26 protein-coding genes are annotated in these 23,892 nt (G+C 67.5%); 7 read left to right on the top strand and 19 right to left on the bottom strand.

The window, feature by feature from the left end:
• Nucleotides 1–10: 10 nt before the first annotated feature.
• Genes FHT32_RS10415 through FHT32_RS10395 form a run of 5 tightly spaced genes read right to left on the bottom strand, consistent with a single transcriptional unit; the run spans nucleotide 11 to nucleotide 6,532 of the window.
• Nucleotides 11–505 (bottom strand): aromatic-ring-hydroxylating dioxygenase subunit beta, encoded by a 495-nt coding sequence (locus tag FHT32_RS10415; protein WP_176664557.1) that lies wholly within the window; start codon nucleotides 503–505, stop codon nucleotides 11–13.
• Nucleotides 505–1,818 (bottom strand): aromatic ring-hydroxylating dioxygenase subunit alpha, encoded by a 1,314-nt coding sequence (locus FHT32_RS10410; protein WP_176664556.1) that lies wholly within the window; start codon nucleotides 1,816–1,818, stop codon nucleotides 505–507. The genes FHT32_RS10415 and FHT32_RS10410 overlap by 1 nt, the downstream gene beginning before the upstream one ends.
• Before the next feature lie 20 nt (nucleotides 1,819–1,838).
• Complete coding sequence (locus FHT32_RS10405; RefSeq protein WP_176664555.1) at nucleotides 1,839–2,831, bottom strand: PDR/VanB family oxidoreductase; 993 nt, start codon at nucleotides 2,829–2,831, stop codon at nucleotides 1,839–1,841.
• A 16-nt stretch (nucleotides 2,832–2,847) separates the two neighbouring features.
• The gene (locus FHT32_RS10400) at nucleotides 2,848–4,356 is read right to left on the bottom strand and encodes an indolepyruvate oxidoreductase subunit beta family protein (RefSeq protein ID WP_176664554.1); all 1,509 of its coding nucleotides are present in this window, start codon (nucleotides 4,354–4,356) and stop codon (nucleotides 2,848–2,850) included.
• A 4-nt stretch (nucleotides 4,357–4,360) separates the two neighbouring features.
• The gene (locus FHT32_RS10395) at nucleotides 4,361–6,532 is read right to left on the bottom strand and encodes an indolepyruvate ferredoxin oxidoreductase subunit alpha (RefSeq protein WP_176664553.1); all 2,172 of its coding nucleotides are present in this window, start codon (nucleotides 6,530–6,532) and stop codon (nucleotides 4,361–4,363) included.
• 144 nt (nucleotides 6,533–6,676) lie between these two features.
• On the opposite strand from FHT32_RS10395, the gene FHT32_RS10390 reads away from it, so the two are divergent.
• Nucleotides 6,677–7,153, top strand: a complete 477-nt coding sequence (locus FHT32_RS10390) for a MarR family winged helix-turn-helix transcriptional regulator (RefSeq protein WP_176664552.1) — start codon at nucleotides 6,677–6,679, stop codon at nucleotides 7,151–7,153.
• An 18-nt stretch (nucleotides 7,154–7,171) separates the two neighbouring features.
• Here FHT32_RS10390 and FHT32_RS10385 read toward each other — a convergent pair whose 3' ends face one another.
• The 4 genes from FHT32_RS10385 to FHT32_RS10370 are packed head-to-tail and all read right to left on the bottom strand — an operon-like array spanning nucleotide 7,172 to nucleotide 10,923.
• Nucleotides 7,172–8,047 carry a zinc-binding alcohol dehydrogenase family protein gene (locus FHT32_RS10385; protein ID WP_371132173.1) on the bottom strand — a complete coding sequence of 292 codons (876 nt, stop codon included), beginning with the start codon at nucleotides 8,045–8,047 and terminating at the stop codon, nucleotides 7,172–7,174.
• A 5-nt stretch (nucleotides 8,048–8,052) separates the two neighbouring features.
• Entirely contained in the window at nucleotides 8,053–8,856 is an 804-nt protein-coding gene (locus FHT32_RS10380; protein ID WP_176664550.1) for an alpha/beta fold hydrolase, read from the bottom strand.
• A complete protein-coding gene (locus tag FHT32_RS10375) occupies nucleotides 8,853–9,860 on the bottom strand; it encodes a 3-hydroxybutyryl-CoA dehydrogenase (RefSeq protein ID WP_176664549.1) in 1,008 nt (335 codons plus the stop codon). Before FHT32_RS10375 ends, FHT32_RS10380 begins: the two co-directional genes overlap by 4 nt.
• Entirely contained in the window at nucleotides 9,850–10,923 is a 1,074-nt protein-coding gene (locus FHT32_RS10370) for an NAD/NADP octopine/nopaline dehydrogenase family protein (RefSeq protein WP_176664548.1), read from the bottom strand. Before FHT32_RS10370 ends, FHT32_RS10375 begins: the two co-directional genes overlap by 11 nt.
• Here FHT32_RS10370 and FHT32_RS10365 point away from each other — a divergent pair.
• On the top strand, nucleotides 10,894–11,094 hold the full coding sequence (locus FHT32_RS10365; RefSeq protein WP_176664547.1) for a hypothetical protein: 201 nt from the start codon (nucleotides 10,894–10,896) through the stop codon (nucleotides 11,092–11,094). The genes FHT32_RS10370 and FHT32_RS10365 overlap by 30 nt on opposite strands.
• Before the next feature lie 54 nt (nucleotides 11,095–11,148).
• Here FHT32_RS10365 and FHT32_RS10360 read toward each other — a convergent pair whose 3' ends face one another.
• Together FHT32_RS10360 and orn are read right to left on the bottom strand one after the other, a co-directional pair.
• Nucleotides 11,149–13,008: a DEAD/DEAH box helicase gene (locus tag FHT32_RS10360; protein ID WP_176664546.1), complete on the bottom strand. Its 1,860-nt coding sequence runs from the start codon at nucleotides 13,006–13,008 to the stop codon at nucleotides 11,149–11,151.
• Between the two features lie 256 nt (nucleotides 13,009–13,264).
• Nucleotides 13,265–13,861 (bottom strand): oligoribonuclease, encoded by a 597-nt coding sequence (gene orn, locus FHT32_RS10355; protein ID WP_176664545.1) that lies wholly within the window; start codon nucleotides 13,859–13,861, stop codon nucleotides 13,265–13,267.
• A gap of 59 nt (nucleotides 13,862–13,920) precedes the next feature.
• On the opposite strand from orn, the gene FHT32_RS10350 reads away from it, so the two are divergent.
• Genes FHT32_RS10350 through rsgA form a run of 3 tightly spaced genes read left to right on the top strand, consistent with a single transcriptional unit; the run spans nucleotide 13,921 to nucleotide 16,537 of the window.
• Entirely contained in the window at nucleotides 13,921–15,183 is a 1,263-nt protein-coding gene (locus FHT32_RS10350) for a M48 family metallopeptidase (protein WP_176664544.1), read from the top strand.
• Nucleotides 15,184–15,217: 34 nt separating this feature from the next.
• Nucleotides 15,218–15,571 (top strand): 4a-hydroxytetrahydrobiopterin dehydratase, encoded by a 354-nt coding sequence (locus FHT32_RS10345; protein WP_176664543.1) that lies wholly within the window; start codon nucleotides 15,218–15,220, stop codon nucleotides 15,569–15,571.
• Between the two features lie 15 nt (nucleotides 15,572–15,586).
• Entirely contained in the window at nucleotides 15,587–16,537 is a 951-nt protein-coding gene (rsgA, locus tag FHT32_RS10340; RefSeq protein ID WP_176664542.1) for a ribosome small subunit-dependent GTPase A, read from the top strand.
• 24 nt (nucleotides 16,538–16,561) lie between these two features.
• On the opposite strand, the gene FHT32_RS10335 is transcribed toward rsgA, so the two are convergent.
• The 8 genes from FHT32_RS10335 to rpsP form a co-directional block, all read right to left on the bottom strand.
• Nucleotides 16,562–17,587, bottom strand: coding sequence for a hypothetical protein (locus tag FHT32_RS10335; protein ID WP_176664541.1), 1,026 nt, complete (start codon nucleotides 17,585–17,587; stop codon nucleotides 16,562–16,564).
• A gap of 13 nt (nucleotides 17,588–17,600) precedes the next feature.
• Complete coding sequence (hisC, locus tag FHT32_RS10330; RefSeq protein WP_176664540.1) at nucleotides 17,601–18,701, bottom strand: histidinol-phosphate transaminase; 1,101 nt, start codon at nucleotides 18,699–18,701, stop codon at nucleotides 17,601–17,603.
• A gap of 22 nt (nucleotides 18,702–18,723) precedes the next feature.
• The gene (locus tag FHT32_RS10325) at nucleotides 18,724–19,725 is read right to left on the bottom strand and encodes a CobD/CbiB family protein (protein WP_176664539.1); all 1,002 of its coding nucleotides are present in this window, start codon (nucleotides 19,723–19,725) and stop codon (nucleotides 18,724–18,726) included.
• A 52-nt stretch (nucleotides 19,726–19,777) separates the two neighbouring features.
• Nucleotides 19,778–20,521, bottom strand: a complete 744-nt coding sequence (locus FHT32_RS10320) for a CoA pyrophosphatase (protein WP_176664538.1) — start codon at nucleotides 20,519–20,521, stop codon at nucleotides 19,778–19,780.
• Nucleotides 20,522–20,648: 127 nt separating this feature from the next.
• Entirely contained in the window at nucleotides 20,649–21,029 is a 381-nt protein-coding gene (gene rplS, locus FHT32_RS10315; protein WP_176664537.1) for a 50S ribosomal protein L19, read from the bottom strand.
• Nucleotides 21,030–21,140: 111 nt separating this feature from the next.
• Complete coding sequence (gene trmD, locus FHT32_RS10310; protein ID WP_176664536.1) at nucleotides 21,141–21,893, bottom strand: tRNA (guanosine(37)-N1)-methyltransferase TrmD; 753 nt, start codon at nucleotides 21,891–21,893, stop codon at nucleotides 21,141–21,143.
• 16 nt (nucleotides 21,894–21,909) lie between these two features.
• Nucleotides 21,910–22,464, bottom strand: coding sequence for a ribosome maturation factor RimM (gene rimM, locus FHT32_RS10305; protein WP_176664535.1), 555 nt, complete (start codon nucleotides 22,462–22,464; stop codon nucleotides 21,910–21,912).
• Between the two features lie 15 nt (nucleotides 22,465–22,479).
• A complete protein-coding gene (gene rpsP, locus FHT32_RS10300; RefSeq protein WP_007831311.1) occupies nucleotides 22,480–22,743 on the bottom strand; it encodes a 30S ribosomal protein S16 in 264 nt (87 codons plus the stop codon).
• 180 nt (nucleotides 22,744–22,923) lie between these two features.
• Between rpsP and FHT32_RS10295 the strand changes: the two genes are divergently transcribed.
• Nucleotides 22,924–23,448, top strand: a complete 525-nt coding sequence (locus FHT32_RS10295; RefSeq protein WP_176664534.1) for a GNAT family N-acetyltransferase — start codon at nucleotides 22,924–22,926, stop codon at nucleotides 23,446–23,448.
• Entirely contained in the window at nucleotides 23,445–23,891 is a 447-nt protein-coding gene (locus FHT32_RS10290; RefSeq protein WP_176664533.1) for a TM2 domain-containing protein, read from the top strand. The genes FHT32_RS10295 and FHT32_RS10290 overlap by 4 nt, the downstream gene beginning before the upstream one ends.
• The last annotated feature ends 1 nt before the right edge of the window (nucleotide 23,892 follow it).

Raw genomic sequence — 23,892 nt, 5'->3', positions numbered from 1 at the left:
CTCGTCCCTGTCAGATGAAGAGTTGCACGGCCGGCAGGGCCGCGTCGCAGTTGAGGAGGTTGACGCGCTTGAGCGTCATGCGCAGCGCGCCGTCCTGCACCGTGAGGTGGTGGAAGAAGGTGCCCACGTAGAACTGGATCTCGTCGCCCTGCGACTCGGTGTAGTGGAACGAGGTGCGCACCACGTAGCGGCGGGATTCCGCGTCGAACTGCTCCACCACCGGCACCTGCAGCAGGTGATGGCAGCGGCTCGGCGGCTGCTGCGAGAAGGCGCGTGGGCTCTTCAGGCGCTCGATGCGCAGCTCGCGCAGGAGCTTGTCCTCATAGAGGTGCGAGGTGTGATTGAGACCATCCTCCTGATCGGGAATCAGCGGTATCCAGTAAAAGGCGTCGTCGGTGAAGAGCGCGTTCCACTCCTCGTAGCGGCGGGTGTCGAGCAGGTAGGCCTCGTTCACGACGAAGTCGATCAGGTGCTGGCGGGTGATTTCTGACGCGCTGCCGGCCATCACATCGTCTCCGTCATGCGTTGCACCCAGCTGCGGTATTGGTTGCGCATGGGCAGCTCGTTGGTGCCGCCGGTGGTGATCTCGCCGCCCTTCAGCTCGGTCGGGTCGTAGTCGCGGTGCAGGCTGACCCACTCGTTGCCGCTCGCGTGCAGGCCGGCCTGCATACCGCGATAGGCCTGCAGGTCGTCATGGCCCACCACCGAGAAAGGCGAGTTGATGAGGCGGTTGTACATCGCGGTGCGCTGCAGCAGTTCCGGCGGTGCGCCCTTGAGGCGGAAGGTCCAGCTCTCGATGAGGGTCTTGTCGGCCGAGATCGGCTTGACCACGCGGATCGCCTGGATCGCGCCCTTGATCGTGAGGTTCGGGTAGTAGACGGTGTTGTGCCGTGCCATGCCGAGGATCTGCGCGGTCTTCTCGTCGCCGTAGCGCGCCTTCATGGCGTTGTCGTACGCGGGGATCGCCTTGTACTTGCTGTGGATGCTGAAGTGCACGCCGGTGAAGCTGTGGCCGTTGTCGTACGTGCGGATGCCCATGTCCTCGAAGAACTTGTAGTCGGACATGAAGGGCACGAACTGCTCCACCGCCATGGGCTTGGGCTCGCTCTCGGGCTTGTCGGCCCACATGCGCTTGGCGGTGCCGGCCGAGGACTCGTGCGCCACCATCGGATGCATGGTGTCGTTGAGGTTCTCCACGAACATCTTCCAGTTGCACTGGTGCATGAAGCGCAGGCAGCCGCCGGCGATCTCCAGTTCGCCCTCGGGCGAGCGGTCGGCCATGTTGTCGATGGAGCTCAGCGAGTCGCCGAAGTACTCGTCGAAATCGGGGCCGGCGTCGTTGATCTTCACGAAGATGAAGCCGCGGTGGCTGCGCACGTGCTTCACGGTGGTCAGGCCCTTGCCCGATTCGCACTCGTGCAGCTGCGTGTTCTCGTAGCCGGTCTTCAGCGGAATGGCCAGCGGCGCGCCGTCGGTCTTGAAGGTCCAGGCGTGATAAGGGCAGCGGAAGAACTTGCCGGTGTTGCCGCAGGGCCCGTTGACCAGGCGCGAGCCCTTGTGGGCGCAGCGGTTCATCATCACGCGCACGCTGCCGTCGGAGTGGCGCACGACGATCAGCGGACGCCCGGCGATCTCGTTGCTGATCCAGTCGCCGGGCTTCGGCAGCTGGCTCTCGTGGCCGACGTAGTTCCAGGTGTTGGCGAAGAAGTGCTCCTGCTCCAGTTCGAAGAGTTCCTGGCTGGTGTATAGGTCGCGGTGCACCCGGTCGTTCTGCACCAGCGCGCGGATGGCATCAGGGTTGTCTATGTACGAGGTCATGGCGTTCATGTCTCCTTGCTTCAGATGTCCAGCACCAGGCGCGCACCCTTGGCACGCGAGATGCAGATCTGCATGACGTTGCCTTGCGCCTTCTCGCGGGCGGTGAGCACGTAGTCGCGATGGTCGATCTCGCCTTCGAGCACGGGCACCGCGCACACGCCGCATTCGCCGCGCTTGCAGTCGAACATCGGGTCGCAGCCGTGCTCGATGAGGCAGTCGAGGATGCTCTGGTCCGCCGGCACGGTGAAGCGCTGGCCCGACTGCGCGAGTTCCACCTCGAAAGGCTGGTCGCCCTCTTCCGCGACGGCCTCGGTGAAGAGCTCGAAGTGCACACGGTCGTGCTCCCAGCCGCGTGCCTGGGTGCGTTCGAGCACCGCGTCTAGCATGACCTTGGGGCCGCACACATACAGGCGGTCGCCGGCAGGAACGCTGTCGAGTAGCGCATCGATGGCCAGCGGCGCGCCTGCTTCGGCATCCGCGTGCACGTGCAGGTCGTCGCCCAGCAGCGCCTGCAGCTCGGGCAGGAAGGCCATCAGCTCGCGGCTGCGGCCGGCGTAGTGCATGCGCACGGCCGCGCCTTCGGCACGCCGGCGCGCGGCCATGGTGGCCAGTGGCGTCACGCCGATGCCGCCCGCCACGAGCACCGAACCGCCCGGGCCGGTGTGCAGCGGAAAGTCGTTCTTCGGCGGCTCGATGGCGATGGTGTCGCCCTCTTTCAGCCCCTCGTGCATGAAGCGCGAGCCACCACGGCCTTCGGCCTCCTTGCGCACCGCGATCACGTACTCGGTCGGTGCGTTGGTGGCGTTGCGCGCGGTGTCGAAATTGATGAGCGAGTAGTGGCGCCAGTCGGTCTTGCCGCCCGGCAGCGACACCTGCACGCGGATGTGGGCGCCCGCGGCAAAGCCGGGCAGCGCGCGGCCGTCGTCGGCGCGCAGGCGCAGCATGCGGATCAGCGGATTCAGTTCGCGCGCCTCGGCGACGCGCAGCGAGAGGGTGGCTGAAGTTGTGCTCATCGTCGTTTTCGTCTCTTCAGGCCAGCGCATGCTGCGCGAGCGCGGCCTGCAGCTTGTGGCCGTGCTCGTCGGCCAAGGCGGCATCGCGCAGTTCGCGCAGTGTGGCCGGTGCCAGGGCATTGCCCGCGCGCTCGAAGGCGCGCATCACGGTGTCGTAGTTGCGGATGCCGCGCTCGTGCGTGTCGCTGTAGCCCTTGACCAGGCGCTGGCACTGGGCGAGCTCGACGGCAAGTTCCGGATTGCGCTGCGCCGTGGAGGCGATGCGCTGCAGCCACTCCTCGATGCGGCGGTTCTCCTCGGCGTAGCGGATGGTCGACAGGCGCCAGCGCCTGCATGCCGCCACCATGCGCAGCATCAGGTAGCCGCGCAGCGAGCTGGTCTGGATCACGCGGCCGTGCTGCGTGAAGCGCTCGACGATCTTCTTCGGCAGCGTGGAGTTCATGAGCCAGCGGCCGATGCCGCCAGGCAGCGTCTCGCAGATCTCTTGCAGGCGCGGATGCATGTATTCGTTGATGGCGAGCACCTGGCCGGGCTGCACGCGCACCTCGCCGCGCACGCGCTCGAAGCGGGTGGCGCGGGTCTTCAGGGCCGCGACGCGGGCAGTGTCTTCGTAGGACATCCAGAGCGCGAGGTGCCGCGCAGTTTCGCGCAGCAGGCGGTGGTCGCCCGCAGGCAAGGCCGCGATGGAGGCCATGCGGTCGAGATACAGGCCGGCATAGGCCGGGTCTTGGTAGTCGATGAGGCGGCGCACGCCTTCGAGCAGCAGGTCTTGCGCTTCGGCCGGGAAGCTGCTCTGCACGCGCTCGACCAGTGCGCGCACCGCAGGGTGGCGCGGCTGTGGTGCGGGGGCGGCGATGGGTGATTCCTTCACCGGCTCGCCGTCGTCGCCGCCCTGCGCGCGTTCGAACGCCGCACCGAAGGCCTTGAGGCTGGGCTTCACGCCCACGCCACCGCGTTCGATGGTCGCCTCGAACTGCGCGCGGCTGAAGGGCAGCACGCCCGAGCCCGCCAGCGCACCGAAGAGCACCGCGCTGATCACGCTGCCCGAAGCCTCGGCGGCCTGGGCCATGTCGAAGCGGATGAAGCGCTTGGCGGCGTTGGCCGTGTGGGCGAGGAGCTGGCCGCTGTCGACGCGGCCGTCGCCCATCGCGCTCTTCTCGGCAATGGAGAACACGCGATGCGTGGAGGCGATCAGTGTGGTGCGCTGGCGCGTGACCAGGCCGCGCTGCACGGCTCGGCCGGCTTCCATCAGCTCGGATGCGAGCACCACGTCGACGTCGCCCGGCAGCGGCATCAGCGCGAGCACCGGCGTGCCGCCGTCGGCCTCGGCCTGCGCGGCGGGGTACAGCTCGACGTAGTAGATGGTCGCGCCGGTGCGCTGGGCCACGCCCGGCACGGAGGTGGTCTGGGCGACGTAGCCGTTGGCCTCGCCCATGTCGACAATCCAGTCGGCGAGCACGCCGCCGCCCTCCCCGCCCATGGCGAGGATCGCGATCTTTATAGGTTGGGCCTTGCTGTTCGTCATCGCTTCAGAAGGCATAGGCTTCACGGCGGCGAGCCTCGCCGCGCTGCATCCAGCCGATGACGGCCGCGCGCACGCGCTCGCGCAGCTGGTCCCAGCGGCTGGGGTTGCTCACGATCTGCGCCTTGTAGAAAGAGGGGCACAGCACGGCGGCGTGCGAGACCTCGCCGCACACGCCGCAGCCCACGCAGCTGTCGAGCACCGCCGCGACCGGGTCGGTGCGCAGCGGATCGGGATTGGGCTTGATCGACAGCGACGGGCAGCCCGAGAGGCGGATGCAGGAGTGGTCGCCGGTGCAGGTGTCGGAGTCGACGCCGAACTTCTCGCGCACCATGCGCTTGCCGTCGGCGATGGCCCTGCGCACCAGCGGCTTCTCGCGGCGCTGCTTGTTGAGCATGCACTCCGACTGCGCGATCAGGACCTTCGGGCCTTTCTCTTTGGTGGTCAGCGCTTCCTTGAGTGCATCGCGCATGCCGGCGATGTCGTAGGTGCGACGCATCGTCTTCACCCACTTCACGCCCACGCCGCGCACGGCGCTCTCGATCTCGTGGCCGGTGCTGCGCGTCTTGTTGACGGCGTTCGACGAGAGGATGTCCTGCCCGCCGGTGGCCGAGGTGTAGTTGTTGTCGACGACGATGGTGAGGTTGTCGCTCTTGTTGAAGACCGCGTTGGCCACGCCGCTGGTCAGGCCGTTGTGCCAGAAGCCGCCGTCGCCCATCATCGAGATCGCGCGCTTGCCTGCAGGCGCGTTGAGCGCCGCGGCGCCCGCGCCGCCCAGGCCGTAGCCCATGGTGGTGTTGCCGATGTTGAAGGGCGGCAGGATGGAGAACAGGTGGCAGCCGATGTCGGCGCTCACGTGGTGCGGACCGAGTTCGCGCTCGACCAGCTTCATCGCGCTGAAGATGGGACGCTCGGGGCAGCCGGTGCAGAAGCCCGGCGGACGGGCGTGGACCACCTCGCCGAGCGGCGCGACAGGCTGCGCGGGCTCAGCCGCGACTTCGGTCAGCGGAATCACCTTGCGCACGGGCGCGGGCACCGGTAACGGCGCAAGGCGCTCGTAGCGTTCGCAGAAGCTGCGCGTGCCCTTGAGCAGCTCGGCGGCCGTGTATTCGCCGGCCACCGGCAGCATGTCCTTGCCGTGCAGCACGGTGGAGGAGCCGGCCTGGCGCAGGATGGTCGCGAGGTTCTGCTCGACGAAGTTGGGCTGCCCCTCTTCCACCACGAGCACCGCGCGCTTGCCTTCGCAGAAGCGGATCACCTCGCTCTCGATGACGGGATAGGCCACGTTCATCACGTACAGCGGCACCTGGGTGTCGCCGTAGACGTCCGCGAGGCCCAGGCGTTCGAGCGCACGCACCAGCGTGTTGTAGCTACCGCCCTGGACGATGATGCCGATGTCGTCGGCGTCCTCGGAGAAGAACTCGTTGAGCTTGCGCTCCTCGATGAAGCGCACGGCCGCGGGCCAGCGGTCCTTCACCTTCTCTTGCTCATGCACGAAGCTCGCGGGCGGCAGCACGATGCGGCCCACGTCGCGCTGCGGGTTCTCGAGCGCGTCCTTCAGCGTGAACTTCGCGCGCTTGTTGTCGCCCGCGACGAAGTGGCCGTGCACGTGGCAGGCGCGGATGCGCAGCTGCAGCATCACAGGCGTGTTGCTGGCTTCGGAGAGATCGAAGCCCTGCTTCACCGCATCGACGATGCTGGGCAGGTTAGGGCGCGGATCGAGCAGCCAGATCTGCGACTTCATCGCGAAGGCGTGGCTGCGCTCCTGCATGATCGACGAGCCCTCGCCATAGTCCTCGCCCACGATGATGAGCGCGCCGCCGGTCACGCCGCCCGATGCCAGGTTGGCCAGCGCGTCGGACGCCACGTTGGTACCCACGGTAGCCTTGAAGGTGACGGCGCCGCGCAGCGGGTAGTTGACGGAGGCTGCGAGCGTGGCAGCCGCGGTGGCTTCGCTCGCACTGTTCTCGAAGCGAATGCCCTGCTCGGCGAGGATGTCCTGCGCATCGGCCAGCACGTCCATCAGGTGCGAGATGGGCGCGCCCTGGTAGCCCGCCACGTAGGAAACTCCCGACTCCAGAAGGGCCTTGGTGACCGCCAGAATGCCCTCACCGCGGAAGACTTCCCCACCAGAAAGCCGCAGTTTCTTGACTTCTTCAACGAATGAACGCTCTGCCATCGGGGTCCTTGTTGTCTGTCGTGGGACGATGCGACCAGGAGGTTGCATCGTGCTTTCTATAATGTTGACAAATGAATGTATCCACAATCATGAATTACCCTAGACATGCAAGCAGCGTGCCCGTGGCGACTGTGAGGTGCCTTCATGGCTGATCAACCCGTCGAATCGCATCGCTTCGTCGATGACTACCTTCCTGCGCTGCTGGCGCAGGCCAGCCAGCTGATCTCCTCGGAGTTCCACGAGGTGGCGCGCCAGCAGGGCTTCTCCGTATCGGAGTGGCGCGTGATGGCTTCGCTCGCGGGCAGCGAGCCGGTCAGCATCGGCCAGCTCGCGCAGGTCACCGTGACCAAGCAGCCCACGGTTACGCGGCTGCTGGACCGCATGGAAGCACGAGGACAGGTCGAGCGCCTGCCCCATGAGAGTGATCGCCGCATCACGCTGGTGCGCATCACGCGCAAGGGACTCAAGGCTGTCGAGCACCTGATGGAACTTGCGCGCGAACATGAGCGGCGCGTGCTCGAGCCCTTCGGGCTGCGCCGCGCGGAAGAGCTCAAGCAGACGCTGCGGCAGATGATCGACCTGCACATGCGACTGCCGGCCGACGAGCGAGAAGAAGACTGAGCCCTCGGGCCCCGCAGCTCAGAGGCGGGGCACGAGAACGGCGCGTCCGCGATGGCCGCGCTGCGCGATCCAGTCGAGTGCGGCAGCGGCATCCGCAAGCGCGAAGGGCCGCACTTCGAGTTTCAGGCGCCCATCGGCAAGCCGCGCTAGCAACTCGGGGACCGCTGCGCGGCCTTGTGCTTCGCGCCGGAACATGTTCAGGGGCAACAGGGCCACGTCGCGCTGGAGGAAGTGCGCGATGTCGAGCGACAGCGTCGGCCCCGCGGTGTAGCCGATCAGCACGGCCCGCCCACCGGGGCGCACTGCAGGCAGCGTTCGCGCGAGCACGTCGCCACCGACGGTATCGATCAGCAGATCGGTGCTGGCCACCGCAGGCGGTTCCGCATCCGCAGCGACCGCGACGGCCGTACAACCGGCATCGCGCGCAAGCTGCATCACGAGCGAGCCGACGGCGCCGCTGGCCCCGGTCACCAGGACCTGCTCTCCCGCCTGCAGCTTCGCGACTTCATGCAGCGCCACCCACGCCGAGGTCGTGGGAGAGAAAAAGGCCGCGCCCAAGGTCATCGGCACGTCGTCGGGCAACAGGCCCAGCGCCTCGTCGGGCGCATCGATCTGCTCGCACCATGTGCCGTCGAAGAGCGTGCCCAGGCCGCTTCCTCGCAGCCAGACGCGCTGCCCCGCCTGGTAGCGACCGCTCGCGATGACGACGCCCGCGGCCTCCACGCCCGGCGTGTAGGGCAAGGGCGGATGCTTGAGGAAGCTGCCGCGCCACACGGTGCGGTCGATGTGCCCGACCGTCGCAGCCTCCATGCGCACGATGGTGCGCCCGGGCCGCGCCGTCGGCTCGGCGATCTCTTCCAGCACGGGCACGGCATCGAATCCATGGATGCGCACAGCTTTCAAGGCAGGTTCTCCAGAAAATCGAGCACCGTGCGCGCGAAGGCGTCGGGCATCTGATCGGGCAGCGGCACCATGCCGCCTTCGATGTCGGCGATGCGCGCCTGCGGAAGGTGGTGCTGCAGTTCGGCGGCATGGGGAGCAGCGAAAGGGTCGTCGGTCGCACGCACGATCAGCACCGGCTGCGCGATGCCGCCGATGCGCTCTTCCATGCGGTACGACGCCACGGCACGGTGCCCTTCCTCGACACGCGCGACCTTCAATGCGTCGAGCACGAAGGCTTCGAGCAGCTCAGGACGACCGGCCGGATAAAAGCCCTGGCGCTTCTGCCAGAGCGCGGCAAGATGCGTTCCGTCTTCGCTCGGCGCGACTTCGTCGATGGGCGGACGCTGCGCACGCGCCTTGCGAAAGGGCTCGTCGGTGTAAGGCGTGGATGACAGCACCAGGCTGCGAACGCGCTGCGGAAACGCCGCGGCAAGCTCGACCGCGATGACGCCGCCAGTGTGATGCCCCACCACGTCGACCTTCTCGATGCCGAGCGCATCGAGCAGCTCGCAGGCCACGCGCGCCCATTGCTCGATGCTCGCCGGCACGCCGCCATCGGCGGAATCGCCGAAGCCGGCCGTGTCCATCGCGATGGCCCTGCGGCGCACGCCGATCAGCGGCAGCACCGCGCGGTATTCGGTCCAGCTGCGCGGCGACTGGTGCAGCAGCAGCACGGCCGGTGCCGTCGGGTCGCCACATGCCGCGTAGTGCACCTGCCCCACAGACAGATCTGCGAATGCGCGGCGGATGCTGATGCTCATGACAATGTCCGGTCGGCAGGTGCGCGCCACAGGCCCGCATGCCGCAGCTCGCCGAGCGTGCGCGAGAGTACGTCGCGACGATAGGCCGCGACGTCGCGGCCCTCGTAGTCGTAGAAGCCGCTGCCACTCTTGAGGCCCAGCCGCCCCTGCTCGACCATCTGCCCGACGATCGCCGGCGCGGTGTAGCGGCCGGCGTCGAGCGAGGCGGACATCTCGCGGCTCGCGTGATGCAGGATGTCGCAGCCGCCGAAGTCGATGAACTCCACCACGCCGAGCGCCGCGAAGCGCAGGCCCAGGCCGTAACGCGTGGCCTTGTCGATTTCTTCCGCCGTGGCAGCGCCCTCCTCGATCATCCGCGCGGCCTCGTTCATCACCAGCGCCTGCAGGCGGGGCACGATGTAGCCGGGCGACGCGCCGCAGACCACAGGCAGCTTGCCGATCTCTTCCATCAGCGCCTTGGTGCGTGCGAGCACCGCGGCGTCGGTGCCGGGGTGGCAGCTCAGCTCGACCACGGGGATCACGTAGGCCGGGTTGAGCCAGTGCATGTTGAGAAAGCGGCCGGGCAGCCGCACCAGCGACGCGAGTTGCGTCACCAGGATGCTGCTGGTGGTCGAGGTGAGGATCGCGTTGTCGCGGCAATGGCGGTTGAGCTGCTCGAAGGCATCGCGCTTGGCCTCCATGGTTTCGGGCACGCCCTCGAACACGAGCTCGGCTGCGGCCAGCGCCCGCGGGGCGGCGGCGGCATCGACGAAATCGACGCGCGCAGCGATGTCGGCGATCTGCGACTTGCCGATCACGCCGAGCTGCGCGAGCCCCGAGAGGCTGGCGTCGATCTCGGCCTTCGCTTCGTCGCGCAGCCGCTGCCACGCTTCGTCGGTGCGCTGGCGCAGGTCGATCAGCGAGATGCGGTGGCCGGCATAGGCGAACGCGATGGCGATGCCGCGTCCCATGCGGCCCGCGCCCACGGCCGCGAAGCGAGGCAGCGAGGCGGTTTCATTCGCCATCGTGGAGCCTCTGCTTGAGCTGCGCGGTGCTCAGGCCGGCGAAGCCCAGGCTCTCGAAGGTACGGGGGCCGCGCCGCAGGTCGCGCCCGAGAAAGCCGCCGACGATGGCCAGCAGACCGTGCGCGATGGGCGCATCCACGCCCGCATGGCGCGCGGCGGAGGCGAGGAAGGCGAGGCCGAGTTCTGTGTCCTCGGTGATGTAGCGGTGCGTGTGCAGGTCGATGTTCTCGCGCCAGTCGCCCGACTTGACGAGCTGCTTGTGCGCATCGCCGTACATCCAACGGTCGTTGTTGTAGTGGTCGGCCAGCGGATAGTGCGGCGCTCCCTGCCCGAAGGCTTCGCGCACCGCGATGCGCTCCTGGTCGAGCCGGTCGGTCACGTCGCGCACGGCGCGCTGCGTGCCTTCGTTGTGGATGTCCCAGCGCTCGAAGTGCTGCAGCGGCGCGGCGTTCATCACCATCAGCGGCGGGTGGATGACGGGGCCCGCGTTCATCAGCGCGCCCGAGAGCGCATCGCCGCAGCCGTGCACCGCCGGATAGGCCCTGCGGATCACCTCGATCGCCTGCGCCTCCTTGCGGGCCGGATAGACGCCGGTCGGCAGGCGGATCGCGCGGATGGTGACGTTCACCTCGCGCTCGCCGTGCTTGCGCGCCAGGTAGGGCAAGGTGCCGGTTTCGGCCCAGGCGACGTCGGCGCGGCTGCCGGCGTCCTTCACGGTGCGCGCCATCACGTAGCTGCCGAAGGTGCCCGGAGGCAGGAAGACGACCTGGCCGTCGACCAGATGCGGCGCCATGGCAAGAGCGATGTCGTGCTGGGCGATGGCGGGGGTCGGGATGACGATCAGCTCGGCGCCCTGCATGGCGGCGCCGATGTCGGCGGTGGCGAGCGCGATGGGCACCTCGCGCGAGCCGTCGGCGTCCTTCAGCGTGATCGCGCCGGCGCGCGTCAGCGGCTGGAGCGCTGCGGCATCGCGGCGCCACAGGCGCACTTCATGGCCGGTTTCAGACAGGTCCGCGGCAGCCGCGTAGGCGCCATGACCACCCCCAAGAATCGCAATTTTCATGTCGAAAGTCGAAAAGCAGGTGTCGATGAACCGGCGGCCGCGGGGCGACTCCGGGGAAGCAATGCGCCATTACATTACTTTTCATCGATTCAGATGTCAATCAAACTCGACGAGATCGGCGTGCTCGGAAACCCGGAACGCGCCCGAAACGAAAAAAGCCCGCGCTCGTGAGAACGCGGGCTTTCGCAAGGATGGTGCAGCCATCAGGCTGCGTGCCGGGACGGATCAGCGGCTGGGCTTGAACGCACGCTTCTGGGCGTCGCGGGGCACGAACACCTTGCCCGGGCCGCCATGGCCGGCGCCATTGCCACGGGGCGCGAAGCCGCCGTCGCCACGGCCGCCGCCGTGACCGTGGCCACTGCGCGGAGCGCTGTCGCCCCAGCCCGGCTTGCGGCCGTAGCCGCCGCCGTTGCCGCCTTCTTCACGGCCGCCGCCGAAACCGGCGTTCTGGCCCTGATAGCCGCCGCGCGGGCCCGATGCACCCGGGCCACGCGAGTTGCGGTCGTTGAAGCCGCTGGCGCCGGCATAGCCGCCGCCGTTGCCGCCACGGTAGCCACCACCGCCACCGCCGAACTTGCGGTCGCGCGAATGGCCGTCACGGCCGCCGCGGCCACCGAAATCAGGGCGCGACTGCGGCATGCGCTGCTGCGGTTCCATGCCCGGAATCACTTCGGCCTTGAACTGCTGGCGGCTGTAGTGCTCGATGTCCATGATCCGGCGGCGATCGCGGAACTCCGCGAAGGTGACGGCGATGCCGTCGCGACCGGCACGGCCGGTGCGGCCGATGCGGTGGGTGTAGTCCTCGGCCTTCATCGGCAGGCCGAAGTTGAAGACGTGGGTGATGGTCGGCACGTCGATGCCGCGCGCGGCGACGTCGGTGGCCACCAGGATCTGCACCTGGCCGTTGCGCAGCGCCATCAGGCGGCGGTTGCGCAGGCCCTGGCTCAGGGCGCCGTGCAGCGCGACGGCGCTGAAGCCGTCCTGCTGCAGGTCATTGGCGAGGCCGTCGCACTCGACCTGCGTGCTCGCGAACACGATGGCCTGGTTGATGCTGGTGTCGCGCAGCCAGTGGTCGAGCAGCTTGCGCTTGTGCTGGGCGTTGTCGGCCCAGAACAGCACCTGCTTGATGTTGGCGTGCTTTTCCTGCGGGCTGTCGATGGTCACGCGCTGCGGCTCGCGCATCACGCGGGCGGCCAGCTGCTGGATGCGCGGCGCGAAGGTGGCGCTGAACATCATGGTCTGCTGGCGCTCGATGGTGAGCTGGTTGATTTCGGCCAGGTCGTCGGCAAAGCCCAGGTCGAGCATGCGGTCGGCCTCGTCGACCACCAGGAACTTGACCTGGTCGAGCTTGATCTGCATCGAGCGCTGCAGGTCCAGCAGGCGGCCCGGCGTGGCGACCACGAGGTCGGCGTTCTGCAGGCGGGCGATCTGGAGCTGGTAGGGCATGCCGCCCACCACGTTCGCGATGCGCAGGCCGCGGCAGTGGCGAACCAGTTCGATGGCGTCGTGCGCGACCTGTTGCGCGAGTTCACGCGTGGGGCACAGCACCAGGGCGCCGGGCGTGGCCGCCTTGAAATGGCGGGCGTTGGTCGGGTCCTTGCGCTTCGGCTTCTTGGGAGGAGCTTCGCCGCGGGCAGCGGCCTCTTCGGCCAGGCGCTGGAACTCGGCCTTCGCCTCTGCTTCGGCTTCGGCCTGGCGCTTGATGAGGGTGTGCAGCACGGGCAGCAGGAAGGCTGCGGTCTTGCCCGAGCCGGTCTGGCTGGAGACCATCAGGTCGACGAAGCGCGCCGACTTGGCTGCGCCGTCCTGGTCGCCCATGGCGATGGGAACGACCTTTTCCTGCACGGCGGTGGGCTGGGTGAAGCCCATGTCCGCCACGGCGGCGATCAGCTCGGGGGCGAGGCCCAGCTTGATGAAGCCGTTGGGAGCGGCGGGTTCTTCGGCCGCAGCAGCTTCGGGAGCGGCGCCGTCCAGCGCTTCGAGGATGGGCGCCTCGGAAACAGTGTCCGTGGCGGCGGTGAATTCGTTGTGGGTAGCGGATTGCACAGGCGCGAACTCGCCCTGCGCTTCAAAAGCGTCGGTCATGAATTTCAATCTCAAACGCGAGCGCCGCCGTGGACGGCGCCCCGTTGGGTGGTTAAAAACATCAACCATCCAACGACATTCAACTCCGGGCGGGTGCCCGAGGCTGCGGCCCTTTTTGATCAGCGAATGCGATCGGGCGCGGTGTGCAAGATAGGGAGATGCGAGAAACGCTCACCGGGCCAAAAATACCTGCCCTGTCAGCGAAGCCCGCAATTATGGCATGGATTCGGGTTTTTACCTAATCCCTGCTCTTTACTCAGTCCGTGAGGCGCAAAAAGGTCTCGCGGTAGTGCGCAAGCTCCTCGATGGACTCGTGCACGTCAGCCAGCGCCGTATGCGCCTGCTGTTTCTTGAAGCTGTTGTAGGCGGCAGGCTTCCAGCGCTTGGCGAGCTCCTTCAGCGTGCTCACGTCGAGGTTCCGGTAGTGGAAATAAGCCTCCAGCTTGGGCATGTACTTGACCAGGAAGCGCCGGTCCTGCCCGATGGTGTTGCCGCACATGGGCGAGCCGCTGCGCGGGATGTATTTGGCGATGAATTCCAGCAGTTGCTGCTCGGCGGCGGCCTCGTCGAGGGTGGAGGCCTTGACCTTGTCGATCAGGCCGCTGCGGCCATGGGTGCCCTTGTTCCAGGCATCCATGCCGTCGAGCACGGCGTCGCTCTGGTGGATGACGAGCACGGGGCCGTCGATGCGGGGCGTGAGGTCGGGGCCGGTGACGACCACGGCGATTTCGAGCAGGCGCTCTTTCTCGGGGTCGAGGCCGCTCATTTCGCAGTCCAGCCAGACCAGGTTCTGGTCGCTCTTCTTCAATGTCGGCGGGGCTGCGAGGGGCGTCGGTTCAAGGGATTCGGGCATCGCAGGATTGTCGTCGAAGGGCTGCGGCCCCGGATAGCGAGGGCTAAACTCGCCGATCCATGTCCTATTCGCTCATCTTCACCATCGCCTTCGCGGCAGCGATCGTCGCGGGCCTGCTCGTGAAGTTCTGGCTGGCCACGCGGCAGGTCCGCCACGTGGCACAGCACCGAGGCACCGTGCCGGCCGCTTTCGCGCAGACCATCACCCTCGCCGCCCACCAGAAGGCGGCCGACTACACCATCGCCAAAGCGCGCTTCGGCCTGGTCGAGATGGCATGGAGCGCGGCGCTGCTGCTGGGCTGGACCCTGTTGGGAGGCCTCGACGTGCTCAACAAGCTCCTGCTGGGCTGGATCGGCGGCGGCATGGTGCAGCAACTGGTGCTGCTGGCGGCCTTCGCGGCCATCGGCGGACTGCTCGAACTGCCCTTCACGCTCTGGCAGACCTTCAGGCTCGAGGAGCGCTTCGGCTTCAACAAGATGACCTGGAAGCTCTGGCTGGCCGACACGCTCAAGTCCACGCTCCTGGGCGCGGTGATCGGCCTGCCCATCGCGGCATTGATCCTCTGGCTCATGGGCGCGGCCGGCCAACTGTGGTGGCTGTGGGCCTGGGGCGCGTGGATGGGCTTCAACCTGCTGCTGATGCTGATCTACCCGACTTTCATCGCGCCGCTGTTCAACAAGTTCCAGCCGCTGGACGACCCCACGCTCAAGGAGCGCGTGACCGCCCTCATGAAGCGCTGCGGCTTCGCGGCCAAGGGCCTGTTCGTGATGGACGGCAGCACGCGCAGCGCCCATGCCAATGCCTACTTCACCGGCTTCGGCGCCAGCAAGCGCGTAGTGTTCTACGACACGCTGCTGCGCCAGCTCAATGCCGGCGAGGTGGAGGCGGTGCTCGCGCACGAACTGGGCCATTTCAAGCATCGCCACATCGTGAAGCGGCTGGTCGCGATGTTCGCGCTGAGCCTGGCCGGCTTCGCGCTGCTGGGCTGGGTGTCGACGCAAGCCTGGTTCTACACGGGCCTGGGCGTGCAGCCCAACATGGCTGCGCCCAACAGCGCGCTGGCGCTGCTGCTGTTCATGCTCGCGGCGCCTGTGTTCGGCTTCTTCGTCGCCCCGCTGCCCGCGCGGCTGTCGCGCAAGCACGAGTTCGAGGCCGATGCCTACGCGGTGGCACAGACCAGCGGCGCCGACCTGTCGGCAGCCCTGCTCAAGCTCTACCAGGACAACGCGTCGACGCTCACGCCCGACCCGGTGTTCGTCAAGTTCTACTATTCGCACCCCCCGGCTTCCGAGCGCCTCGCCCGCATGGCGGCGGCAGCATGACCCGACCAACCCTCGCATTCCGAAGAAGCCCATCATGAGCAGCATGTTCAAGCCCAAGGACTGGAAGAACCTCCCTCCCCGCAACGCGCTGAGCGCCACCGAGATCGTGTCCGCCCTGGCGCGCCTCGACGGCTGGAAGCTCACGGGCGACGGCGCCGATGTCGCCATCGAAAAGACCTTCAGCTTCGCCGACTACTTCGAGACCATCGCCTTCGTGAACGCGCTGGCCTTCGTGGCGCACACGCAAGACCATCACCCCGACCTTTCGGTGCACTACAACCGCTGCGTGGTGCGCTTCAACACGCACGACGTGAACGGTCTGTCGGTCACCGACTTCGACTGCGCCCGCCAGGCCGACGCGCTGGTCGGGGCCGCGCCCGCCGCCTGATGACGGATCGCGCCCTTGGCTAAGCCTGGCCGCGCCGCGCCCGCAGCCGCCGCTGCGAAGGCCCTCCACGAAGGCCTCGTTGTTGCCAGCCACGGGCGCCACTGCATCGTCGAAACGCCCTCCGGCGAGCGGCTGATCTGCCATCCGCGCGGCAAGAAGAGCCAGGCGGTGGTCGGCGACAGGGTGCGCTGGCAGCCCAGCGAGGACGAAGGCACCATCGAGCAAGTACTGCCGCGCCGCAACCTCTTCTACCGGCAGGACGAGATCCGCACCAAGTCGTTCGCGGCCAACCTCGACCACGTGCTGATCCTGATCGCGGCGGAGCCGGAGTTCTCCGAGCACCAGCTGGCCCGCGCGCTGATCGCCGCCGAGGCCGAGCGCATCGCGCCGATCATCGCGCTCAACAAGAGCGATCTGGTCGAACCCTTCGAGCGCGCATGGGCCAGGCTCGCGCCCTATCGGCGCATGCACCACGGCGTGCTGCCGCTGTCGCTGAGGGCCTCGGCGGAAGCGGACCACGCCTCGCTGATGAAACTGCTCGCAGGCAAGTCCACCCTGGTGCTGGGCCCTTCGGGCTCTGGCAAGAGCACGCTGACCAACCTGCTGGTGCCGGGTGCGGCCGTGCTGACGCAGGAGATCTCGCAGGCGCTCAACTCGGGCAAGCACACGACCACCAGCACCACCTGGTACTGGATCGACGAGGCCCGCACCACCGGCCTGATCGATTCGCCGGGCTTCCAGGAATTCGGCCTGAACCACATCGCGCCGATGCAGCTCGCCAGCCTCATGCCCGACATCGCCGAGCATGCCGGCGACTGCAAGTTCTACAACTGCACGCACCTGCACGAGCCGGGCTGCGGCGTGATCGCGAACGTGGAAACGGCCGCGGCGCCGGGCGCCATCAGCGCAAGCCGCTACAGGATCTATGGCGAGCTCTTCGCCGAGCTGAGCCAGAAGCGCTACTGAACGGAGGCGGCTTCGTCCCGCCCGTCAGCCGAGCCAGACCCGGTAGGACTGCCAAGTGGGATCGAAGACGAGTTCCATCTCCACCGCCACATCCATGTCTTCCTGCAGCGATTGCGCCTGCGAGATCGCGCTGTCGGGGTCGGCCACCTGGAAGTGAACGGTGCGCACGCCCTCCTCCAGCACCACGTGCGTGCAGCAGCCGGCCTCGTGCACCTGCAGCCGCGCAGTCAGCCGGTCTTCGTAGGCGCGCGCCTCGTCCAGTTCCTCGCCCGACTCGACCGGCATCGCCACCGACAGACGGTGGCACAGGTCGGCCCGCCCCACCAGCGCGGTCGCCACGTCGTTGCGCATGACGATCATCTCGATCTCGCGGCCGTCCTCGGCGGTGCGCGTCGCGCTCAAGCCGGACCACGCGTGCTCGCCCGGAGGAAACACCCCGGTGTGGCCGAGCTCGTCGCGCCAGCAGGCGTCGAACAGCGGCACGAAATCGTCGAGCGGCACGCCGTCGAAACCGGCCTGCGCGTCGGCCTCGCAATAGTCGACCGCGCCCACCTTCACCGCGAAGTCGTACTCGCCCAGGATGTGGTCGAGCATGATGAGGCTCATGTGGCGGGCGTGGTCCTGCATGTCCATCGGAATCGGCTTGGCGAAGCCGATCTCCAGCGCCACCCGCCCGCGGTAGCTTTGATGCTTCACCAGGACTTCGGAGCTCGCCAGCTCGAAGTTGTTCATGCGCATGCCGAAGCCGTCGCGCGATCGCTGGCGAAAGGCCTCCACCTCGACCTTCGGCAGCTTCGGGCTGCTCTGCACCAGCATCATCAGGTCTTCGAAATCGTCCACCGATCCGTGTGCCGTGAGCACCAGCTTGAACACGGGCGGATCGCCGGCCACCTCGGCGGCCAGTCGCGGAAAGTGAGGCTCCAGCAGCGAGTTCAGCCCTTCCATCAGTTCGCGGGCAGGCAAGGCGCGAAGGCTCTCGAGCCGGGTGCTCACGGCCTGCCAGAAGCTCGCACAGGCCTCGGCGCGTGGATCGGTGTCGTAGGTCGACATGCCAGTGAGTCCTTCAGGCGGATGGATTGAGGATGTCCTGCAGGTGCCGCACCAGCGTGCTGCACTGTTCCCGCGTGCCGATGCTGATGCGCAGGTATTGCGCGATGCGCGGCTGCCTGAAATGCCGCACCAGCACCGCGCGCTGGCGCAGCAGCGAGGCCAGTTCCGCCGCATCGCGTTGCGGATGGCGTGCGAAGACGAAGTTGGCCTGCGACGGCAGCACCTCGAAGCCCAGATCCTCGAGCTGGAGGCAGAGTCCTTCGCGGGTATCGACGATCTTGTTCCGGGTACTGCGAAACCAGTCCTCGTCGTCGAGCGCGGCGACCGAGCCGGCGGATGCCAGCCGGTCGAGCGGATACGAGTTGAAGCTGTCCTTCACGCGCACCAACGCATCGACCAGGTGCGTCTGCCCGCAGGCGAAGCCGACGCGCAGGCCGGCCAGCGAGCGAGACTTGGAGAGGGTCTGCACCACCAGCAGGTTCGGATACCTGTCGATCAGCGGCAACGCGCTTTCGCCGCCGAAGTCGACATAGGCCTCGTCGACCAGCACCACGCGATCGGGACAGGCTTCGAGCAACTGCTCGATGCGCGACAGCGGCAGGCCGATGCCCGTCGGCGCGTTCGGGTTCGCGATGACGATGCCCGCGCAGCCCTGGCGCGCACGCGCCGCGAGCGCGTCGACGTCGATGCGCAGCCCCTCGTCCACAGGTAGCTGCTCGCAGGCAATGCCGTAGAGCTGCGCGTAGACCTTGTAGAAGCTGTAGCTCACGTCTGGCATCAGCAGCGGCTCGGCCTGCTGGAAGAACGCGAAGAACGCGTGCGCCAGCACTTCGTCGGAGCCGTTGCCGGCGAACACCTGGTCGGCGCTCAGGCCGTGCCGCCGCGCCACGGCCTCGCGCAGGGCCAGCGAGGCGGGGTCGGGATAGAGCTGCAGGCCGTTCTCGGCCGCGCGGCGGATGGCCTCGATGGCCATTGGCGACGGCGGATACGGGTTCTCGTTGGTGTTGAGCTTGACGAGGTTGTCGATGCGCGGCTGTTCGCCGGGCACGTAGGGCTCGAGCGCGGCAATGCGCGGGCTCCAGAAGACGGGCGCCGGTTGTCCTTCTTGCGTCATGGCTTGGCGTTCTCCTTGCCGCTCAGCCGAGCAGGCGAGCCAGCGTCAGCAAGGCCAGCAGCACCATCCACATCACGACGGAGCGCCAGACCAGGCCCACCACGCTGCGCAGGTGGCCGGGCTCGGGCTCTCGTCCAGGCGTGCTGCCGCTGTCGGTGCGGCGGCCGTCGGCCAGCGATTCGCCTGCCTGGGCGCGCGGAAGCGGATCGGCGACCGGGATCGGACGCAGCGAGCCGCCGCCCAGGCGCACGTTCACGGCCCCGGAGGTGGCCGCGAGGATCACGCCGTCGTTCTCGTTGGGAAAGCGCTGTGCGTCGTTGCGCCAGCAGTCGATCGCTTCCTCGAAGCTGCCGACCACCGCGAAGCCCAGCGCGGTGATGCGCGCGGGCAACCAGTCGATCGCGTGCCATGCACGATCGGCCGCCTCCTGCACCGCGACACTCGAGGGCTGAACCGCGGCGCCGTTCTTGTGCGCCCAGTAGCGGGAGACGAATTCGCTCATGCGGTAGAACACCGCGCCCGCCGGGCCGAGCCCGATGGCCGCGATGATGGAGAACCATGCAAGCACGCCGAACACATGGCGATGCGCGGCGATCACCGAATGCTCGATGACATGGCGCACGATTTCGCTGCGCGGCAGGTCTGCCGCGTCGACGCCCTGCCAGTGCGCGAGCAGCGAGCGCGCCAGCGGCTCGTCGCCTTCGTCGAGCGCATCGCGGATGTCGGTGAAGTGGTGGCTGAACTGCCGGAAGCCCAGCGTGACGTAGAGCACCGCAATGCTCCAGAGCACCGCGAACGGCAGGCCCAGCGTGAGCACCAGAAGCCAGTGGATGCCCAGTGCGCCGATCGTGGGCACGAACACCGCGAGACCCCAGGCGATCCATCCGTGGTGCGGCTTGCCCGCATCGAAGTTGCGGCTGGTCCAGCGTGTCCACGCCAGCACCGCGCCGTACACGGGGTTGTGCGGGCCCAGGGGCCGCACCTGCTCGATCAGCAGCGCGCACAGGATGGCAAAAAAGCTCATCCTTCGATGATAGCGAGCGCGCCTGAAGGTTCAGGCCGCATTCAGGCTCTTCTCAGGCGGCGAGGAAACGGTAGAGATTGCGCAGCATGCCCGCGGTCGCACCCCAGACGAAGCGCTCGTCGGCACCGTCCTGATAGGGCATCGAATACCAGTGGCGCCGTGTGCCGTCCGGTGCGGGCACGGTGTGGTGGCGGTGATTGGCCGGATCCATCAGCCACGCGAGCGGCACCTCGAAGGCCTGCGCTACTTCATAAGGATTAATGGTGAGTTCGAAGTCGGGCTGCACCAGCGAAACCACCGGCGTCACGATGAACGAAGTCACCGTCGTATAGGTAGGCAGGCTGCCGAGCACCTCGATGTACTGCGCGGAGAGGCCGACTTCCTCCCAGGCCTCGCGCAACGCGGCGGCCGCGATGTTGGCGTCCTCGGGGTCGACCCGGCCACCGGGAAATGCCACCTGCCCCGAATGCGTCGACAGGTTCGAGGTGCGCTCGGTCAGCAGCACCGTCGCGCCCTGCGGGCGCTGCACGATGGGCACCAGTACGGCAGCCTGCGCGGGAACGCGATCGCTCATCCTCGGCTCGCGGCGCAGCTCGGGCGTCCAGTCGGGCGGGTTCGCGAAGCGCGAGCGCAGTGCCTGGGCCGTCAATTGCGAGGCCGGTACCGCCGGCAGCCCCTGGACCTCCCCAGCCACGAAAGGCACCTTGCGCGGGTCGAACTGCATCAGCGTGGGCGGCGCCACGGCATTGACGATTTCGGCGGAAGCGGCCTGCGGGGAGGTGGATGAGTTGGTCAAGAGATGAAAGGTACCGGAGTCGGGGTAGACGAAGTAGAGCGGAAAAAGGGAAAGTTGTCGCCGAGCGGGGGCAACAACGCAAAAAGCCGCCAGAGCGGCGGCTTTTTTGCACGGCAGGAAGGCTGCTTTACGCGGCCGTCGAAGCCGTCGACTTGCTCGGCAGCTTTTCCTTGATGCGTGCCGAACGGCCGCTGCGGTCGCGCAGGTAGTACAGCTTGGCGCGGCGCACATCGCCACGGCGCTTGACTTCGATGCCGGCGATCAGCGGGCTGTAGGTCTGGAACGTACGTTCCACGCCTTCGCCGCTGGAGATCTTGCGCACGGTGAAGCCGCTGTTCAGGCCGCGATTGCGCTTGGCGATCACGACGCCTTCGTAGGCCTGCACGCGCTTGCGGGTGCCTTCGACGACGTTCACGCTGACGATGACCGTGTCACCGGGCATGAAATCGGGGATGGTCTTGCCGAGACGGGCGATTTCTTCCTGCTCGAGGGTCTGGATGAGGTTCATGATTTCCTGATATTCGATCTTGCCGGGCTGCACAAAAGGCGCCTTTGGCTTTCGCGGGGAGAACCGCAAGAAGACCGGGCGCGGCCGGACAGAGGATCGGGGAACCCGGGATTATAGCTTTTTTTTGAGCGCAGCCTCATCGGCCTTGCCAAGCCGTCCGGCGGCACGCGCCGCCTCGACCAATTCCGGCCGCCGGGCAGCCGTGATTGCCAGCCGCTGATCGCGGCGCCAGCGCTCGATCTGGGCGTGATGACCCGAGAGCAGCGGCGCCGGCACCCCCTGCCCGTTCCACTGCTCGGGCCGCGTGTAGTGCGGGCAATCGAGCAGGCCATCGAGCGCGGGGTTGAAACTGTCCTGCACATGGCTGGCTTCGTCGCCCAGCACGCCAGGCTGCAGCCTGGCCACGGCGTCCAGCAGGGCCATCGCCGCAATCTCGCCGCCTGAAAGCACGAAATCGCCAAGGCTGATCTGGTGGGTGACGCGCGCGTCGATGAAACGCTGGTCGATGCCCTCGTAGCGCCCGCAGATCAGCACCGCCCCTTCACTGGCCGACCAGCGCTCGACCGCTTCGTGCCGCAGCGCCTCGCCAATGGGGGAAAAAAGCACGACCGGCACATCGCCGGCGGCGCCACGCGCCGCGAGCGCCGCGTCGAGGCAAGCCGCCAGCGGCTCCGCCATCATCACCATGCCGGGGCCGCCGCCGAACGGCCGGTCGTCCACGCGCTTGTAGTTGCCCTGCGCGAAGTCGCGCGGATTCCACAGCACCACCTCGACCTGCTTCGATTCGTAGGCACGGCGCGTCACGCCGCTGGCCACGAAGGGCGCGAACATTTCGGGAAAGAGCGTGAGGACGTCGAAGCGCATGCCGCGCGGGCGCCGGTCAGTAGTCCGGCTGCCAGTCGACCGTGATGAGCCGCCCGGGCAGGTCGACCTTGTCGACGAAGGCGGAGACGAAGGGCACCATGCGCTCGATCGCCTTGCCGCCCTCTTCGGCGGCCAGCACCAGCGTGGTCTGGGGGCCGGTCGCGAGCAGCTCGCGCACGGCGCCGAGCGCCACGCCTTCACGATTGACCACCGACAGGCCGATCAGGTCGACCCAGTAGTACTCGTCGTCGCCGGCGGTGGGAAAGCTGGAGCGCGGCACGAACACGCGCGCCCCGCGCAGCGCCTCGGCGGCGTTGCGGTCAGGCACGTCAGCGGACGTGGCGACGATGCAGTCGGAATGTTCCTTGGCTTCGCGGATCGCGAGCCGGAAGGCTGTGCTCGCCGAGGCTCCGGGAGCCTGCAGGAACCAGCGCTTGGAAGAAAAAAGCGCCTCGGGCCGGGCGCTGTGGGGCAGGACCTTGAACCAGCCCTTGATGCCCCAGGCGTCGGCGATGCGCCCTACTTCGATCGCATCCGCCGGCAATTCGGCGGCTTCGAGTGCAGGCAGCATCGCCGTGCGGGCGGCTTAGGCCGCCGCCTTGGGAGCTGCCGCGGCGGCTTGCTTGATCAGGCGCAGAACGGTGGGCGAAGCTTGTGCGCCGACGCTCTTCCAGTACGCCAGGCGGTCCTGGGCGATACGGATGCTTTCTTCGTTTTCCTTGGCGGTCGGGTTGTAGAAGCCCAGGCGCTCGATGAAACGGCCATCGCGGCGAACGCGCTTGTCCGACACGACGATGTTGAAGAACGGACGGCCTTTGGAGCCGCCGCGGGAGAGTCGAATGACGACCATGATTTATCCTTGGGTGGTCAGCAAGCCTAGTGGATGAAAAGAAGGCCTGCTCACAATGTTCTTCCAGCGTCGAGACACGCGACATGGCCACCCGGCCAGCGACACGCTGAAAAGCCCGCGATTATAGCCCGACAAGCGCTTTCCCCCAATTCCGGCCCTGCGCCATTCGTTTCCATCCGCATGCCCCTCGCCATCCGCCCCAGCCGCGAAGAAGACGTCGCAGCCATCACCGCCATCTACGCTCACCACGTGTTGCACGGCACCGGCACCTTCGAGACGGAGCCGCCCTCCCCCACCGACATGGCGTCACGCCGCGCCGACGTGCTGGCCAGGAACCTGCCTTACCTGGTTGCCGAGGAAGACGGAAAAGTGTTGGGTTTTGCCTACTGCAACTGGTTCAAGCCGCGCCCGGCATACCGTTTCTCTGCAGAAGACTCGATCTACGTGTCCGAGTCAGCGCGCGGCAAGGGTCTGGGCGCCAAGCTGCTGGCCGCGCTGTCGCAGGCCGCCGAGGCAGCCGGCGTGCGCAAGCTGATCGCGGTGATCGGCGACTCGGCCAACGCAGGCTCCATCGGCGTGCATCGCAGCCAGGGCTTCACGCACGTCGGCGTGCTGAAGGACTGCGGCTGGAAGTTCGGCGAATGGCGCGACGTCGTATTGATGGAAAAGGTGCTCGGCGAAGGCAGCACCACCAGACCCGAATGAAAAACAAGACCGTTGCCGCCTGGCTCTCCTTCCTCGGCGGCCCTCTGGGGCTGCACCGCTTCTACCTGCGCGGCCTGGGCGACTGGCTAGGCTGGCTGCTGCCCATTCCCACCGCGCTGGGCGTCTACGGCATCGAGCGCGTGCGCATGTACGGCGTGGACGACGGGCTGAGCTGGGCGCTGATACCGCTGCTGGGCTTCACCATCGCAGGCTGCGCGCTGATGGCGATCATCTACGGCCTGATGACGCCCGAGAAGTGGAACGCCCGCTTCAACACCAGCGCCCCGGCCGACGCCGAACCCGGCCGCACCAACTGGTTCACCATCGGCGCCGTCGTGCTGGCCCTTTTCTTCGGCAGCACGATCCTGATGGCCAGCATCGTCTTCAGCTTCCAGCGCTACTTCGAGCACCAGATCGAAGAGGGGCGGAAGATTTCGCAGTAGC

Origin of the sequence: Variovorax sp. SG517, from assembly GCF_013376045.1 — a bacterium.
Taxonomy (GTDB): domain Bacteria; phylum Pseudomonadota; class Gammaproteobacteria; order Burkholderiales; family Burkholderiaceae_C; genus Variovorax.
The sequence above is the reverse complement of the archived record's forward strand: the minus strand, read 5'-3'. Positions and strand labels throughout refer to the sequence as shown.